General features: G+C 60.9%; 17 protein-coding genes. All 17 read left to right on the top strand.

The window, feature by feature from the left end; genetic code table 11:
* Nucleotides 1–19: 19 nt before the first annotated feature.
* The 17 genes from DWF74_RS24265 (at nucleotide 20) to DWF74_RS24345 (ending at nucleotide 16541) form a co-directional block, all read left to right on the top strand.
* Nucleotides 20–364 carry an Hpt domain-containing protein gene (locus DWF74_RS24265; RefSeq protein ID WP_102864019.1) on the top strand — a complete coding sequence of 115 codons (345 nt, stop codon included), beginning with the start codon at nucleotides 20–22 and terminating at the stop codon, nucleotides 362–364.
* Nucleotides 365–462: 98 nt separating this feature from the next.
* Complete coding sequence (locus DWF74_RS24270) at nucleotides 463–1866, top strand: flagellar hook-length control protein FliK (RefSeq protein WP_115581862.1); 1404 nt, start codon at nucleotides 463–465, stop codon at nucleotides 1864–1866.
* Nucleotides 1867–2021: 155 nt separating this feature from the next.
* The gene (fliL, locus tag DWF74_RS24275; protein ID WP_115581863.1) at nucleotides 2022–2522 is read left to right on the top strand and encodes a flagellar basal body-associated protein FliL; all 501 of its coding nucleotides are present in this window, start codon (nucleotides 2022–2024) and stop codon (nucleotides 2520–2522) included.
* Nucleotides 2523–2531: 9 nt separating this feature from the next.
* Nucleotides 2532–3500, top strand: a complete 969-nt coding sequence (gene fliM / locus DWF74_RS24280; RefSeq protein ID WP_011059984.1) for a flagellar motor switch protein FliM — start codon at nucleotides 2532–2534, stop codon at nucleotides 3498–3500.
* Between the two features lie 55 nt (nucleotides 3501–3555).
* Complete coding sequence (gene fliN / locus DWF74_RS24285) at nucleotides 3556–4017, top strand: flagellar motor switch protein FliN (protein WP_102864016.1); 462 nt, start codon at nucleotides 3556–3558, stop codon at nucleotides 4015–4017.
* Nucleotides 4018–4458, top strand: coding sequence for a flagellar biosynthetic protein FliO (fliO, locus tag DWF74_RS24290; RefSeq protein WP_102878864.1), 441 nt, complete (start codon nucleotides 4018–4020; stop codon nucleotides 4456–4458).
* Nucleotides 4458–5207 carry a flagellar type III secretion system pore protein FliP gene (fliP, locus tag DWF74_RS24295; RefSeq protein ID WP_102864014.1) on the top strand — a complete coding sequence of 250 codons (750 nt, stop codon included), beginning with the start codon at nucleotides 4458–4460 and terminating at the stop codon, nucleotides 5205–5207. Before fliO ends, fliP begins: the two co-directional genes overlap by 1 nt.
* 24 nt (nucleotides 5208–5231) lie before the next feature.
* Complete coding sequence (gene fliQ / locus DWF74_RS24300) at nucleotides 5232–5501, top strand: flagellar biosynthesis protein FliQ (RefSeq protein ID WP_102864013.1); 270 nt, start codon at nucleotides 5232–5234, stop codon at nucleotides 5499–5501.
* Between the two features lie 4 nt (nucleotides 5502–5505).
* Nucleotides 5506–6288, top strand: coding sequence for a flagellar biosynthetic protein FliR (gene fliR, locus DWF74_RS24305; protein WP_102864012.1), 783 nt, complete (start codon nucleotides 5506–5508; stop codon nucleotides 6286–6288).
* Between the two features lie 3 nt (nucleotides 6289–6291).
* Complete coding sequence (flhB, locus tag DWF74_RS24310; protein WP_102864011.1) at nucleotides 6292–7467, top strand: flagellar biosynthesis protein FlhB; 1176 nt, start codon at nucleotides 6292–6294, stop codon at nucleotides 7465–7467.
* A gap of 282 nt (nucleotides 7468–7749) precedes the next feature.
* Nucleotides 7750–9879, top strand: a complete 2130-nt coding sequence (gene flhA / locus DWF74_RS24315) for a flagellar biosynthesis protein FlhA (protein WP_102864010.1) — start codon at nucleotides 7750–7752, stop codon at nucleotides 9877–9879.
* A gap of 11 nt (nucleotides 9880–9890) precedes the next feature.
* Nucleotides 9891–11213, top strand: coding sequence for a flagellar biosynthesis protein FlhF (gene flhF, locus DWF74_RS24320; protein ID WP_102864009.1), 1323 nt, complete (start codon nucleotides 9891–9893; stop codon nucleotides 11211–11213).
* A 118-nt stretch (nucleotides 11214–11331) separates the two neighbouring features.
* Nucleotides 11332–12162, top strand: coding sequence for a flagellar synthesis regulator FleN (gene fleN / locus DWF74_RS24325; RefSeq protein ID WP_016963180.1), 831 nt, complete (start codon nucleotides 11332–11334; stop codon nucleotides 12160–12162).
* Entirely contained in the window at nucleotides 12159–12899 is a 741-nt protein-coding gene (gene fliA / locus DWF74_RS24330; RefSeq protein ID WP_011060003.1) for an RNA polymerase sigma factor FliA, read from the top strand. Before fleN ends, fliA begins: the two co-directional genes overlap by 4 nt.
* A gap of 165 nt (nucleotides 12900–13064) precedes the next feature.
* The gene (locus DWF74_RS24335) at nucleotides 13065–13436 is read left to right on the top strand and encodes a chemotaxis response regulator CheY (protein WP_003183998.1); all 372 of its coding nucleotides are present in this window, start codon (nucleotides 13065–13067) and stop codon (nucleotides 13434–13436) included.
* 30 nt (nucleotides 13437–13466) lie between these two features.
* Nucleotides 13467–14255 carry a protein phosphatase CheZ gene (locus DWF74_RS24340; protein ID WP_102864008.1) on the top strand — a complete coding sequence of 263 codons (789 nt, stop codon included), beginning with the start codon at nucleotides 13467–13469 and terminating at the stop codon, nucleotides 14253–14255.
* A 12-nt stretch (nucleotides 14256–14267) separates the two neighbouring features.
* Complete coding sequence (locus tag DWF74_RS24345) at nucleotides 14268–16541, top strand: chemotaxis protein CheA (RefSeq protein ID WP_115581864.1); 2274 nt, start codon at nucleotides 14268–14270, stop codon at nucleotides 16539–16541.
* The last annotated feature ends 23 nt before the right edge of the window (nucleotides 16542–16564 follow it).

Raw genomic sequence — 16564 nt, forward strand, 5'->3', positions numbered from 1 at the left:
TTGATCAAGGAGTGAACAAGTGGCTGAGATACATCTGGACCACACGGTGCTCAACGCATTGCAGGAGGTCATGGAGGATGAATACCCCGTCCTGCTGGACACTTTCGTCTGCGACTCCGAGGAACGAGTGCGGCTGTTGCGCAAGTCCGAGGATGCTCTGCAGCTAGTGGCGACCGCCCATAGTCTCAAGGGCAGTAGCAGCAATATGGGGGCGATCCGCCTGGCTGAGCTCTGTCATGAGCTTGAGGTGCGGGCCGGACAGTCGGCCGTTGATGGCATTCGCCAGCTGGTGGGGGAGATCGATGGCGAGTTCGCCATTGTCCGGCGCTTGTGCGAGCAGGAATTGCAGCGCTTCCACTGCTGAGAAACGACCTTTTGTCAGCGGGTTGATAAAGCTGGCTCGACCTTTGCAGTCAAGTCTCTGAACTGTACCTTTGATCCCCGTGCAGCGGAGACTGTCCCATGGCTGTTACCCCTAATTCGCTTCTTCAGGCCACAGCTCAGGCCAACGCTAAGTCCAAGACTCAAGCGGCCCCTGCCAGCCCTCTGGCAAGCGTTGCCGAGCCTGGGGACAAGGCGTCCAGCTTCGCGCAGCTCTATGCCAAGGAGTCTCAGAGCAAGCCGCAGAACAAGTCGCCGGCCCTCGCCGACAACTCGCCCAAGCCCGTACGGGACAAGAGCGTCGACAACAGTCCGAAGAAGGATGTTGCCAGCGATCAGTCTGCCGCGCCGCAGCCAGCGGTTGCCGATAGCGGCAAAACCTTGCCTGCCGATAAGCCGGTGAGCAGCGACAGCAAGCCCGCCACTGCCGCCAGTGATGACAGCAAGCCGGCCGATACCACGCAGGCCGACGCCTCGGTGGATCCGGCGCCGGTGGACCCGAGTCTGTTGCCGACGATCCAGCCGCAACCTCAGGTCGCCGAAGTGCCGCCGCCGGTAGTGGCTGCGCAACCTCAGGTGGAAGTGCCCGTGGCGCCGCCCGCTGGAGTGGTGGCAGCGGTAGTGCCGACGGTGGCGCCTGTGGCGGAGCCGCCCAAGGAGGCCTTCGATCCTGAGGCTGATCCGCTGGATGCCTTGCCAGCGCTGCGTCTGGCCATGGAGCAAGGCGGGCATGTATCGGCTTCCAGTCAGTCTCAGCCCAAGGCTGCACCCGCGAATGCCGATGCCGACGGTCAGTTGACGTCGGTGCAGAACTTCGCCAATGGCATGGCCGGCATGCTTGAGCAGCACACCAGCAAGAACAGTACCGAGCAGGGCGGCGAAAAGGCCTTCACTGGCCTGATTGCCGACGGCCTGAAAGACCTCAAGGGGGCTTCCAGCGATACCCGGGTGGATGATTTCGCCAATCGTCTGGCGGCCCTGACTCAGGCCGCGACGCCGAAGACCGCCAATGCGGTGCCGGTCAACCAGCCGCTGGCCATGCACCAGAGCGGTTGGACCGATGAAGTGGTCAATCGAGTGATGTACCTGTCCAGCGCCAACCTCAGGTCGGCGGACATTCAGTTGCAACCTGCGGAGCTGGGACGCCTTGATATTCGCGTACACATGATTCCTGATCAGCAGACCCAGGTGACCTTCATGAGTGCTCATGCCGGTGTCCGTGAAGCCCTGGAAGGGCAGATGCACCGTATGCGAGACATGTTCAACCAGCAGGGGTTGGGGCAGGTGGACGTCAACGTTTCCGACCAGTCTCGCGGCTGGCAAGGTCAGGAACAGGCGCAACAGGAGCAGAACCGCAGGAGTGGTTCCAGCACCAGTGGCACGCGCCTGGACGGTGGCGACGAAGAGTTGCCCCATGGCGTGGCTGAAGTGGCTGCCCCGGTGCAGACCGTGATTGGCACCAGCGCTGTGGACTATTACGCCTGATTGAGTGACAGAGGGGGCGTGGCCGAGAGAGCTCGCCATGCCCCTTGCTTCTCCTTCCCCGCTGCTTATCCCCCCATTTCGGACAAATCTGGCATAACACTTGCTCTTGCCTTGCCGTGCGACTGTGAACCCCCGAATAGTGACGGATTATTGGCATGGCGAAGAGCGAAGCAGCAGAAAAACCCACCGCAGGGAAAAGCAAACTCAAGCTTATCCTCTTGATTGTTCTGGCGTTGTTGCTGGCCATCGGCTTGTCGGTCGGCGCCACCTGGTACTTCATGCACAGTGCTCAGAGCAAGCCTGCGCCGGTTGCGGAAGCCGCCAGCAACGTCAAGCCGGCAGCGATCTACGAGCCCATGGCCCCGGCCTTCGTCGTCAACTTCACGCAGAACGGTCGTCAGCGCTACATGCAGGTGAGCATTACCCTGCTGGCGCGCAACCAGGCCGACCTGGATGCGCTGAAAGTGCACATGCCGGTGATCCGCAACAACCTGGTGATGCTGTTCTCTGGACAGAGTTTCGACACCCTGGCGACTCCGGTTGGCCAGGAAATGCTCCGCCAGAAGGCCACTGCCAGCGTCCAGGAAGTGGCGCAGAAAGAGGTGGGCAAAGTAGTGGTCGAGCAGTTGCTCTTTACTAACTTCGTACTGCAGTAGGAACACGACATGGCCGTGCAGGACCTGCTGTCCCAGGATGAGATCGATGCGCTGCTCCATGGCGTCGATGACGGTCTGGTACAGACCGAACATGCTGCCGAACCCGGCAGTGTCAAAAGCTACGACCTGACCAGCCAGGATCGCATCGTCCGCGGACGCATGCCGACCCTGGAAATGATCAACGAGCGTTTCGCCCGCTATACAAGGATCAGCATGTTCAACATGCTGCGTCGTTCCGCCGATGTGGCGGTAGGTGGCGTGCAGGTCATGAAGTTTGGTGAGTACGTGCACTCGCTGTATGTGCCCACCAGCCTCAACCTGGTGAAGATCAAGCCGCTGCGTGGCACGGCGCTGTTCATTCTCGACGCCAAGCTGGTGTTCAAGCTGGTGGACAACTTCTTCGGCGGCGACGGCCGCCACGCGAAGATCGAAGGGCGTGAATTCACGCCTACCGAGCTGCGGGTGGTGCGCATGGTGCTGGAGCAGGCCTTCGTCGATCTGAAGGAAGCCTGGCAGGCGATCATGCCGGTCAACTTCGAGTACATAAACTCGGAAGTGAACCCGGCCATGGCCAACATCGTCGGCCCCAGCGAAGCCATCGTGGTGTCGACCTTCCACATCGAACTCGATGGCGGTGGCGGCGACCTGCACGTGACCATGCCGTACTCGATGATCGAGCCGATCCGCGAAATGCTCGACGCCGGCTTCCAGTCTGACCTGGATGACCAGGACGAGCGCTGGAGCAAGGCCCTGCGCGAGGACGTGCTGGATGTGGCAGTGCCGCTGAGCGCCACCGTGGCCCGTCGTCAGTTGCGCCTGCGGGACATCCTGCACATGCAGCCGGGCGATGTGATCCCGGTGGAACTGCCGGAAGACATGATCATGCGTGCCAACGGCGTACCGTCGTTCAAGGTCAAGCTGGGTTCCCACAAGGGCAACCTGGCGCTGCAAGTGATCGAGCCGATCGAGCGCCGTTGAGCGGCGCTCCAACCTGTTTGCTGTTCAATGAATTTTTGCCCGTCGAGGACCCAAGATGGCTGACGAAATTAACTCCCAGGACGACCAGGCACTGGCCGATGAATGGGCTGCTGCACTGGAAGAAACCGGTGATGCCGGCCAGGCCGATATCGACGCCTTGCTGGCCGCCGATGCAGGCGCCGCATCCGGCTCCGGGCGTTTGCAGATGGAAGAGTTCGGCAGCATGCCCAAGAGCCATGAGCCGGTCACGCTAGACGGTCCCAACCTGGACGTGATTCTTGATATCCCGGTATCGATCTCCATGGAAGTGGGCAGCACCGACATCAACATCCGCAACCTGCTGCAGCTCAACCAGGGGTCGGTGATCGAGCTTGATCGCCTGGCGGGCGAGCCGCTGGATGTGCTGGTCAACGGCACCCTGATCGCCCATGGCGAGGTGGTGGTGGTCAACGAGAAGTTCGGTATTCGCCTGACTGACGTGATCAGCCCCAGCGAACGCATCAAGAAGCTGCGCTAAGTGAACAAGCTGCTTGGCGTGGTCGTGCTCGGTTTGCCCCTGGGCGCCCTGGCTGCAGAGTCGGCGGCGACAGCTGCGGCTGCAGCCCCGGCAGTGGGCAGCGTCAGTGGGCAGTTGACCCAGCTGGTGCTGGGCCTGCTGCTGGTGATCGGGCTGATTTTCTTCCTCGCCTGGCTGCTGCGCCGGGTGCAGCAGGCCGGTCCCGCCGGGAAGGGGCAGGTGATCGAGTTGATCGGCTCCCGGGCCCTGGGGCCGCGCGATCGCCTGGTGCTGGTGCAAGTGGGCAGCGAGCAGATTCTGCTGGGCCTGACCCCGGGCACCATCACCCCGCTGCATGTACTCAAAGAACCGGTGCAGGTGCCCAGTGCCGAGCAGGCGACGCCCGAGTTTGCCCAGCGCCTGATGGAGCTGTTGGGCAAGGATCATAAGGATAAGAAGTAATGCCGTTGCGCATCATCTTGACGTTGGCACTGATGCTGGTGGCGCCGCTGGCGCTGGCGGCCGACCCGTTGTCGATCCCGGCGATTACCCTGGGCACCAATGCCGACGGTCAGCAGGAATACTCGGTCAGCCTGCAGATCCTGCTGATCATGACCGCGCTGAGTTTCATCCCGGCGTTCGTCATGCTGATGACCAGCTTCACCCGGATCATCATCGTTTTCTCGATCCTGCGTCAGGCCCTGGGTCTGCAGCAGACGCCGTCCAACCAGATCCTCACCGGCATGGCGCTGTTCCTCACCATGTTCATCATGGCTCCGGTGTTCGACCGGGTGAACCAGGATGCCTTGCAGCCTTACCTGGCGGAAAAACTCACGTCCCAGGAGGCGGTGGCCAAGGCCCAGGTGCCGATCAAGGACTTTATGCTGGCGCAGACTCGCAGCAGTGACCTGGAGTTGTTCATGCGCCTGTCCAAGCGCACCGACATTGCCAGCCCCGACCAGGCACCGCTGACCATCCTGGTGCCGGCGTTCGTCACCTCGGAGCTCAAGACAGCCTTCCAGATCGGCTTCATGATCTTTATCCCGTTCCTGATCATCGACCTGGTGGTGGCCAGTGTGCTGATGGCCATGGGCATGATGATGCTGTCGCCGCTGATCATTTCCTTGCCGTTCAAGATCATGCTGTTTGTCCTGGTGGATGGCTGGGCCCTGATCATTGGCACCTTGGCAGGCAGTTTCGGCGGTGTTTAAAACCTTGTTTGCGGGTGCTCGACAATGACTCCTGAAGTCGCGGTAGACCTGTTTCGCGAAGCCCTCTGGCTGACCACCCTGATGGTGGCAGTGCTGGTGGTGCCCAGCCTGCTGGTGGGCTTGATGGTGGCCATGTTCCAGGCGGCCACCCAGATCAACGAACAGACCCTGAGCTTTCTGCCGCGCTTGCTGGTGATGCTGGTGACCCTGATTGTCGCCGGTCCCTGGCTGGTGCAAACCTTCATGGAATACATCCGTCAGTTGTACGGCAGTATTCCTCAGCTGATCGGCTGAGCCGATGTCCCTGTTGGCGCTGACCGACACTCAGATCAGTACCTGGGTGGCGAGCTTCATGCTGCCGCTGTTCCGGGTCACTTCGCTGCTGATGGTGATGCCGATATTCGGAACCACTCTGGTGCCGCGTCGCGTGCGTTTGTATTTCGCCCTGGCGATTACCGTGGTCATAGTCCCCGGCCTGCCGCCCATGCCCGAAGTGCGTGCCTTGGATCTCAGCGGCCTGCTGCTGATTGCCGAGCAGATTCTGATCGGTGCGGTGCTGGGGTTTTCCCTGCAGCTGTTCTTCCAGTCCTTTGTGGTCGCCGGGCAGATCGTGGCGATCCAGATGGGCATGGGCTTCGCTTCCATGGTCGACCCTACCAACGGCGTCTCGGTGGCGGTGATCGGGCAGTTTTTCACCATGCTGGTGACCCTGCTGTTCCTGGCCATGAACGGCCATCTGGTGGTCTTTGAAGTCCTTACCGAAAGCTTCACCACCCTGCCAGTGGGCGGTGGCCTGATGGTCAACCACTACTGGGAGCTGGCGGGCAAGCTCGGTTGGGTCATGGGGGCTGCGCTGTTGCTGGTACTGCCGGCGATCACCGCGCTGCTGGTGGTCAACATCGCCTTTGGCGTGATGACCCGAGCCGCCCCGCAATTGAATATCTTCTCCATCGGCTTTCCCCTGACGCTGGTGCTCGGCATGGGCATTGTCTGGGTCAGCCTGGCTGACATTCTCAATCAGTATCAACCGCTGGCCTCCGAGGCCCTGCAGTTTTTACGCGAACTGGCAAAGGCGCGTTGAGCCATGGCAGAAAGCGAGAGCGGTCAGGACAAGACAGAAGACCCCACGGAGAAACGCAAGAAGGACTCCCGGGAAAAGGGTGAGATTGCCCGTTCCAAGGAGCTCAATACCCTGGCCGTCATGTTGGCAGGGGCGGGCGGTCTGCTGGTGTATGGCGGTGGTCTAGCCCAGGACCTGCTGGAAATCATGCGTCTGAATTTCTCCTTGCCCCGGGAGGTGCTGCTCAGCCCGGGAGCCATGGGGCAGTACCTGCTGCACTCGGGCAAGATCGCCATCCTGGCGGTGCAGCCGGTGCTGCTGACCTTGCTGCTGGCGGCCATCATCGGGCCGATTTCCCTCGGGGGCTGGTTGTTCGCGGGCAAGAGTCTGGCGCCCAAGTTCAGTCGGATGAATCCGGCGAGTGGTCTTAAGCGGATGTTTTCCACCAATGCGTTGATCGAGCTGCTCAAGGCCCTGGCCAAGTTCGGCCTGGTGCTGTTCGTGGCACTTTCGGTGCTGTCGGCGGACATTGATGATCTGCTGCGCATTGCCCACGAACCGCTTGAACTGGCGATCATTCACAGCGTCCAGGTGGTGGGCTGGAGCACGTTGTGGATGGCGTGCGGGCTGATCCTGATCGCGGCGGTGGATGTGCCGGTGCAGATTTACCAGGCCCATAAGAAGTTGTTGATGACCAAGCAGGAGGTGCGTGACGAGCACAAGGACCAGGAAGGTCGTCCTGAGGTCAAGCAGCGGATTCGCCAGACCCAGCGCGAGATGTCTCAGCGGCGGATGATGGCGGCAATCCCCGAGGCTGACGTGGTGATCACCAACCCGACTCACTACGCCGTTGCCCTCAAGTATGACGCCGAGAAGGGTGGGGCTCCGGTGTTGCTGGCCAAGGGCAGCGATTTCTTGGCCCTGAAAATCCGCGAGATTGCCGTGGCCCATGAAGTGATGCTGCTGGAGTCGCCGGCTTTGGCGCGTTCCATCTATTACTCCACTGAGCTTGAAGAAGAAATCCCTGCGGGCCTGTACCTGGCGGTGGCGCAGGTCCTGGCCTACGTCTACCAGATCCGCCAGCACCGCGCGGGCAAGGGCAAGCGTCCGGATCCGCTCAAGGACTTGCCGATTCCGGCAGATCTGCGGCGCGACACTGGCGGCAAGCAATCCTCGGGCGGCCCCATCGAGCCTCTGTAGCTGTAGGTATGCAGGGCCTGGCTTGCCAACGAGTGCGTCCTGCTTTCGTCAGAAAAATGGCTAATTGCCATTATTTCGCCTTGTAACCTTGTTTCTTGCAGCTGGCCCAGGGCGCTTCGCTAGTCGGCAATGGTGGTCCCGCGATCTTGTTCGCCGGTAGCCCGGTTCTTCCTGGTCAAGGGTGGGATTGCGCCGCTTTGGCAAAGTTGGAAGGCTTCTTGCAGTAGCAGCCCCGAGCCGCTTCAGGCGTCAAAAGTTTGCTTTACGGAACGGGGTAAATCGGTGGATCGCTCTCAGTTAATCAACACGGCTCGCAGTAACCTGGTTGACCTCGGTCGAGGCAACCTGGGTGTACCTGTGCTGCTGTTGGTCATGCTGGCCATGATGATGCTGCCAGTACCGGCGTTCCTGCTGGATGTGTTCTTCACCTTCAACATCGCCCTGTCGATCGTAGTCCTGCTGGTCTGTGTGTACGCCCTGCGACCACTGGATTTCGCGGTGTTCCCCACCATTCTGCTGGTAGCCACCTTGTTGCGGTTGGCACTCAACGTGGCCTCGACCCGGGTGGTGATGCTCCACGGTCAGGAAGGCCATGCCGCCGCCGGTAAGGTGATCCAGGCCTTCGGTGAGGTGGTGATCGGCGGTAACTATGTCGTGGGTATCGTGGTCTTCGCGATCCTCATGATCATCAACTTCGTGGTGGTGACCAAGGGGGCCGGGCGGATTTCCGAGGTGAGCGCGCGCTTCACCCTGGATGCCATGCCCGGCAAACAGATGGCCATCGACGCCGACCTCAACGCCGGCCTGATCGATCAGAATCAGGCCAAGCTGCGCCGTCTGGAAGTGGCCCAGGAGGCCGAGTTCTACGGCTCCATGGACGGTGCCAGCAAGTTCGTTCGCGGCGACGCCATCGCCGGCCTGCTGATCCTCTTCATCAACCTGATCGGCGGCATGGCGGTCGGTATCTTCCAGCACAACATGACCTTTGCCGACGCCGGCAAGGTCTATGCCTTGCTGACCATCGGTGACGGTTTGGTGGCGCAGTTGCCATCGCTGCTGCTGTCCACCGCGGCCGCCATCATGGTGACTCGTGCTTCGGGCTCCGAAGATATGGGCAAGCAGATCAACCGGCAGATGTTCGCTTCGCCCAAGGCGCTGGCAGTGGCTGCGGGCCTGATGGCGGTGATGGGGCTGGTGCCGGGCATGCCGCACTTCTCCTTCCTCAGTCTGGCGGCAGTGGCCGGTGGTGCGGCTTATCTGCTCTGGAGAAAGCAGAACCTGGTCAAGGTCAAGGCTCAGGAAGAAGTCCAGCGTCAGCAAGACTTGCTGCCTTCTCCGGCTCGGGCCATGGAGACCAAGGAGCTGGGTTGGGACGATGTGACTCCGATCGACATGATCGGCCTGGAAGTTGGCTATCGCCTGATTCCTTTGGTGGATCGCAACCAGGGCGGGCAACTGCTGGCGCGGATCAAGGGTGTGCGCAAGAAGCTGTCCCAGGACCTGGGCTTCCTTATGCCCACTGTGCATATCCGTGACAACCTGGACCTGGCCCCCAGTGCCTATCGCCTGACCCTGATGGGGGTGATCCTGGCGGAGGCCGAGATCTATCCGGATCGCGAACTGGCGATCAACCCCGGGCAGGTCTACGGCACCCTCAACGGTATCTCGGCCCGTGACCCGGCCTTTGGCCTGGAGGCGGTGTGGATCGAAATCAGCCAGCGGCCTCAGGCGCAGTCCCTGGGCTACACCGTGGTGGACGCCAGTACCGTGGTCGCCACCCACTTGAACCAGATTCTGTACAAGCACTCCAGCGAGCTGATTGGTCACGAGGAGGTGCAGCAGCTGCTGCAAGTGCTGGCCAAGAGTTCGCCGAAGCTGGCGGAGGAGTTGGTGCCGGGTGTGCTGTCGTTGTCGCAGTTGCTCAAGGTGTTGCAGGCGCTGCTGGCCGAACAGGTGCCGGTACGGGACATCCGCAGCATTGCCGAGGCGATCGCCAACAATGCCGCCAAGAGTCAAGATACTGCCGCTTTGGTTGCCGCGGTTCGGGTCGGCTTGTCTCGCGCCATCGTCCAAAGCATTGTAGGTACTGAGTCTGAGCTGCCTGTGATTACCTTGGAGCCAAGGTTGGAACAAATTTTGCTCAGCAGTTTGCAGAAGGCAGGACAAGGCCAGGAAGAAGGCGTTCTGCTGGAGCCAAGCATGGCTGAAAAGCTGCAACGTTCGCTGATCGAAGCGGCGCAGCGTCAAGAGATGCAAGGTCAACCGGTGATTCTGTTGGTAGCGGGTCCGGTCCGCGCCATGCTCTCGCGGTTCGGGCGTCTCGCCGTTCCCGGGTTGCATGTGCTGGCGTACCAGGAAATTCCCGACAACAAGCAAGTGACCATCGTTGCGACAGTAGGGCCCAACGGCTGAGGTAGTGGGTTATGCAAGTTAAGCGTTTTTTCGCCGCCGATATGCGTCAGGCCATGAAACTGGTTCGTGATGAGTTGGGCGCTGAAGCCGCCATCATCGGCAACCGGCGGATTGCCGGGGGCGTCGAGTTGACGGCTGCCCTGGATTACAAGTTGTCAGCCTTGTCGCCGCGGGTTCCGAACATGGAACTTGAAGACGAGTTGCGCAAGACCCAGTCGCGTATCGTCACCGCCCAGGCCGAACTGAGCCTGCGGGGCGAGGGCGACAGTGCCTCGATCACCAATCGCCAGTTGTTCGCCGGTCTGCCGTTGACTGCCGCCGAGCCGCTGATCGAGCCGACCCTGACCGAGCGTCCGCGTCCGGCCCCGGCTCCTGTTGCTCCGGCGCCCGATAACCGGGCCTTGGACTCCATGCGTTTCGAACTCAACGGTCTGCGTGAGCTGCTGGAAGTGCAGTTGGGCTCCCTGGCCTGGAGCCAGTTGCAGGGCAGTCGCCCGGAGCAGGCCAACCTCTGGCGTCGCCTGCAGCGCATCGGCCTGTCCGGCCCGCTGGCGCGCGACCTGCTGGCACTGATCAGCGAAATCGACGAGCCCCGCCAGGCCTGGCGCATGTTGCTGGCGCACCTGGCGCGGATGATCCAGACCCCGGAAGTCGAGCCACTCGAAGAGGGGGGCGTGATTGCCATGGTCGGCCCTGCCGGCATGGGCAAGACCACTACCCTGGCCAAGCTGGCAGCGCGCTATGTACTCAAGTACGGCGCACAGAACATTGCTCTGGTGAGCATGGACAGCTTCCGTATTGGCGCCCAGGAGCAGCTCAAGACCCTGGGGCGCATCCTTAATGTGTCGGTGACCCATGTCGATCCTGGTCAGTCCCTGGCTCAAGCCCTGGACCCGCTGCTGCGCAAGCGCGTGGTGTTGATCGACACCGCCGGCCTGCAAGCCAGCGACCCGGCGTTGCGCATGCAACTGGAAAGCCTGGCCGGTCGTGGGATTCGGGCGAAGAATTACCTGGTGCTGGCCACTACCAGCCAGAAGCAGGTGCTGACGGCTGCCTACCACAGCTACAAGCGCTGCGGTCTGGCCGGTTGCATCCTCACGAAACTGGATGAAACAGCTAGTCTTGGCGAGGTCTTGAGCCTGGCCATCAGTCACGAATTGCCAGTGGCCTATCTCACCGATGGCCCACGGATTCCCGACGATTTGCATCTGCCTCGCCGCCACCAGTTGGTGAGTCGTGCTGTCAGTGTGCAGATGCAGGAAGAACCCAGCGAAGAAGCCATGGCCGACATGTTCGCTGACCTCTATCACAGCCCGACCAAGCGGGTCGGCTGAGGTAGACATGAATAGATTGCAGTGTATCTACATCGATGGTCTGCCATGCATTGTTCCAATGGTGAACGCGCAGCCAGTTATGTGGCCCCGTCTAAGTAAGACAAGGTAAAGAAAGAACATGGGCAGCATGCATCCCGTACAGGTGATTGCGGTGACCGGCGGCAAAGGTGGCGTCGGCAAGACTAATGTGTCAGTGAACTTGTCCCTGGCTCTGGCTGAGCTCGGTCGGCGGGTCTTGCTGCTGGACGCCGATCTGGGACTGGCCAACGTCGATGTCCTACTGGGTCTGACCCCCAAACGCACCCTGGCGGATGTCATCGAAGGGCGCTGTGAGCTGCGCGACGTGCTGCTCCAGGGGCCTGGCGGCATTCGCATCGTTCCGGCCGCCTCGGGCACCCAAAGCATGGTGCACCTGAGTCCTGCCCAGCATGCGGGCCTGATCCAGGCCTTCAGCGACATCGGCGACAATCTCGATGTGCTGGTGATTGACACTGCTGCGGGCATTGGTGACTCGGTAGTCAGTTTCGTCCGCGCAGCCCAGGAAGTGTTGCTGGTGGTCTGCGACGAACCGACCTCCATCACCGACGCCTACGCGCTGATCAAGTTGCTCAACCGCGATTACGGCATGAACCGTTTCCGGGTCTTGGCCAACATGGCCCAGAGTCCTCAGGAAGGGCGCAACCTGTTTGCAAAATTGACCAAGGTCACGGATCGTTTCCTGGACGTGGCCTTACAATACGTCGGCGCAGTTCCCTACGACGAAAGCGTACGCAAGGCCGTGCAAAAGCAGCGTGCGGTCTATGAAGCCTTTCCTCGTTCGAAGTGTGCATTGGCGTTCAAGGCCATCGCGCAAAAAGTCGATACCTGGCCGTTGCCGGCGAACCCACGCGGGCATCTGGAGTTTTTTGTCGAGCGCCTAGTGCATCAAACAGCGGGACCGGTGCTATGACTGCCAGCGGCTACAACCTCTACAAGAAGTCGGCACGTGACAGCCAATACGAATTGATTGAGCGCTATGCGCCACTGGTCAAGCGTATTGCCTATCACCTGCTGGCGCGGTTGCCGGCCAGTGTTCAGGTGGAAGACCTGATTCAGGCCGGAATGATCGGTTTGCTCGAAGTGTCGACCAAGTACGACGCGAGCAAGGGGGCGAGTTTCGAAACCTACGCGGGTATCCGTATCCGAGGGGCGATGCTTGACGAGGTTCGCAAAGGCGATTGGGCACCGCGTTCGGTGCACCGTAATACGCGCATGGTCAGTGATGCCATTCGCGCAATTGAAGCTAAAACCGGTCGCGATGCTAAAGATCACGAAGTTGCGGCCGAACTTCAATTGAGTCTCGACGATTATTACGGGATTTTGAACGACACCTTGGGCAGCCGCCTGTTCAGTTTCGACGATCTGTTACAGGACGGCGAACATGAAGGGCTGCATGAGGATGGCGCCAGTGCTCATCTCGAGCCGTCACGGGACCTGGAGGATGAACGCTTCCAGGCTGCGTTGGCGGATGCGATTGCCAATTTGCCGGAGCGCGAGCGACTGGTGTTGGCGCTGTACTACGACGAAGAGCTGAACCTCAAGGAAATCGGTGAGGTCCTGGGGGTCAGCGAGTCGCGGGTCAGCCAGTTACACAGCCAGTGCGCAGCCCGCTTGCGGGGGCGTTTGGGGGAGTGGCGAGCGCGCTGACAGGCAGTGTGGGGACACTGCGATCAGGACCGGTGAAGCAAGCGCTGCACCGGTCTTGCAGTATGTGCTCCATGCAGTCGTTGTGTGTTATGCCGAATTGATTGAATGGCGCGTTCAGGTGCTGGATGCGTTTAAGACTGCTTGGAGGTCGAATTGGACAAGAACATGAAAATCCTCATCGTTGATGACTTTTCAACGATGCGGCGGATCATAAAAAACCTGTTGCGTGATCTGGGTTTCACCAACACGGTCGAGGCCGACGATGGCACTACTGCCATTCCGGTACTCAACAGCGGGAGCATCGACTTTCTGGTAACGGACTGGAACATGCCGGGCATGACCGGTATCGACCTGCTGCGCCACGTGCGGGCCGATGAAAAACTCAAGCACCTGCCGGTATTGATGGTGACTGCTGAAGCCAAGCGCGAGCAGATCATCGAAGCGGCCCAGGCCGGCGTAAACGGCTATGTCGTCAAACCATTCACGGCTCAGGCGTTGAAAGAGAAGATCGAAAAGATCTTCGAACGCATCGGTTGATGTACGTAGCCATTCCGCCACGGGGGAGCTATGGAGCATAACGAATCTTCACTGGGCGACTTTGAGTCGACCCTGAAAAAACATGCGCTGGAACTGGTCGAAAGCCTTGAAAAGGGCAGGTTTGGCGAAGCGGTGCAATTGATCCATGAGCTCAATCAGACCCGTGACCGCGGCCTGTATCAGGAAGTGGGCAAGCTCACCCGCGAGCTGCATAGCGCGATCGTCAATTTCCAGATTGACCCGCACATGCCGCAAGCCGAGGAAGTTTCACAGATCACGGATGCCACTGAGCGCCTGTCCTATGTGGTCCGGCTCACGGAAGCCGCCGCCAACCGCACCATGGATCTGGTGGAGATCAGCACTCCGTTGGTCAATGGCCTGAGCACTGAAGCCCAGGCCTTGAGCGCAGACTGGGGGCGCTTTATGCGGCGCGAGGTCGGCGCTGAAGAGTTTCGCGAACTGGCACGCCGGGTCGACAGTTTCCTGACGCGTAGCGAGCAGGAAACCCGCACCGTCTCGGGCCACCTCAACGACATTCTGCTGGCGCAGGATTACCAGGACCTGACCGGTCAGGTGATCAAGCGTGTGACCCAGTTGGTCACGGAAGTCGAGAGCAATCTGCTCAAACTCGTCTTGATGGCCAGTCAGGTCGATCGTTTCGCTGGCATCGAACATGACCGTGAATCGATCCTCGCTGAAAAAGATCCGCAAAAACATCTCGCCAAGGGTGAAGGTCCGCAGATTCATGCCGATAAACGGGAAGACGTTATGTCCGGTCAGGACGATGTAGACGATTTGCTTTCCAGCCTTGGATTCTAGGAGCACCCATTAATGAGCTTCGGCGCCGATGAAGAGATCCTTCAGGATTTCCTGGTTGAGGCCGGCGAGATTCTAGAGCAACTGTCTGAACAACTGGTCGAGCTGGAAAGCCGGCCAGATGATGCGGACTTGCTCAATGCAATTTTTCGCGGTTTTCACACTGTTAAAGGGGGCGCCGGCTTCCTCCAGCTCAATGAGCTGGTGGAGTGCTGCCACATCGCCGAGAACGTCTTCGACATCCTGCGCAAGGGTGAGCGACGGGTCGATTCGGAGCTGATGGACGTGGTGCTCGAGGCGCTGGACGCGGTGAACGGCATGTTCAGCCAGGTCCGTGAGCGCACCGAAATCACTGCCGCGACACCTGAGCTGCTGGCCGCCTTGGCGCGCCTCGCTGAGCCTGCCGGTGCCGAACCTGCAGCGCCGGCGGTCGAAGAAGTGGCCGAAGTCGCTGTCGAGCCTGAGCCCGAGGCTGAGGCCCCATCAGGGGATATCACCGATAACGAATTCGAACTCTTGCTCGACTCGCTGAATGCCGCCAAGGCCGACGCAGAGGCTGCGCCTGCTGCCGCACCGGTGGCCGAGGCTGCGCCTGCCAGCGACGAGATCACCGATGCCGAGTTTGAGTCCCTGCTGGACCAACTGCATGGCAAGGGGCAGTTCGCACCCGATGCTGTAGCTCCCGCAGCTCCTCCTGCTGCCGCTGGTGCTGCCGCGGCTGGCGACGAAATCACCGATGACGAATTCGAAGCCCTGCTGGACCAGTTGCATGGCAAGGGCAACTTTGCCGTGGACGCACTGGAGTCAGCAGTGGCCGCGGCGCCTGCCGCGCCGGCGCCAAGCGCCGCCGCAGCCGGCAGCGACCTGATCACCGATCACGAATTCGAATCCCTGCTCGATGAGCTGCACGGCAAGGGCAAGTTCTCTGAGGCTCCGGGTGCGGCCAAACCGGCAGCGGCTGTTGCTGCGGCACCGGCTGCTGCAACCAGCACCGCCGTCGCCAAGCCCGTGGCGAAGAAGCCCGAAGCCAAGGCCGAGGCGGCCAAACCGGCAGCGGCTGCAGCGCCGGCACCGGCTCGTGCCGCAGCGGCGCCACCAGCGGAAAAGCCTGCCAGCGAAGCAGAAACCACGGTGCGGGTCGATACTGCGCGCCTGGACGAAATCATGAACATGGTGGGCGAGCTGGTGCTGGTGCGTAACCGTCTGGTGCGCCTGGGGCTCAACAGCGGCGACGAAGCCATGTCCAAGGCCGTGTCGAACCTGGACGTGGTGACCGCCGACCTGCAGACCGCGGTGATGAAGACCCGCATGCAGCCGATCAAGAAGGTGTTCGGGCGCTTCCCGCGTCTGGTTCGCGACTTGGCCCGACAGCTCAAGAAAGAGATCAACCTGGAGCTGGTGGGGGAAGAAACCGACCTCGACAAGAACCTGGTCGAGGCCCTGGCCGATCCGCTGGTGCACTTGGTGCGCAACGCGGTGGACCATGGCATCGAGTCGCCGGAAGAGCGCGAAGCCTCGGGCAAGGCCCGTGGCGGCAAAGTGGTGCTGGCGGCGGAGCAGGAAGGTGACCACATCCTCCTGTCGATTTCCGACGACGGCAAGGGCATGGACCCCAACGTTCTGCGAGCCATTGCCGTCAAGCGCGGCGTGATGGACAAGGACGCGGCCGACCGCCTGAGCGACACCGAGTGCTACAACCTGATCTTCGCCCCGGGCTTCTCCACCAAGACCGAGATCTCCGACGTCTCCGGCCGTGGCGTGGGCATGGACGTGGTGAAGACCAAGATTTCCCAGCTCAATGGCTCGATCAACATCTACTCGACCAAGGGCCAGGGTTCGAAGATCGTCATCAAGGTGCCGTTGACCCTGGCGATCATGCCGACCCTGATGGTGATGCTGGGCAACCAGGCGTTCGCCTTCCCGCTGGTCAACGTCAACGAAATCTTCCACCTCGACCTGTCCCGCACCAATGTGGTGGATGGCCAGGAAGTGGTGATCGTGCGTGACAAGGCATTGCCCCTGTTCTACCTCAAGCGCTGGCTGGTCAGTTCCGCGGCTCATGAAGAGCAGCGTGAAGGCCACGTAGTGATCCTTTCGGTGGGCACCCAGCGGATCGGTTTTGTCGTCGATCAACTGGTAGGCCAGGAAGAAGTGGTCATCAAGCCCTTGGGCAAAATGCTTCAGGGAACCCCGGGCATGTCCGGCGCCACCATTACCGGTGACGGCCGCATCGCTCTGATTCTCGATGTTCCGAGCATGCTCAAGCGTTACGCCGCACGGCGTATTTGATTCGGCGGGGAGGGGCGGTTGGC

This window comes from Pseudomonas protegens, assembly GCF_003363755.1.
Lineage (GTDB): Bacteria > Pseudomonadota > Gammaproteobacteria > Pseudomonadales > Pseudomonadaceae > Aquipseudomonas > Aquipseudomonas danubii.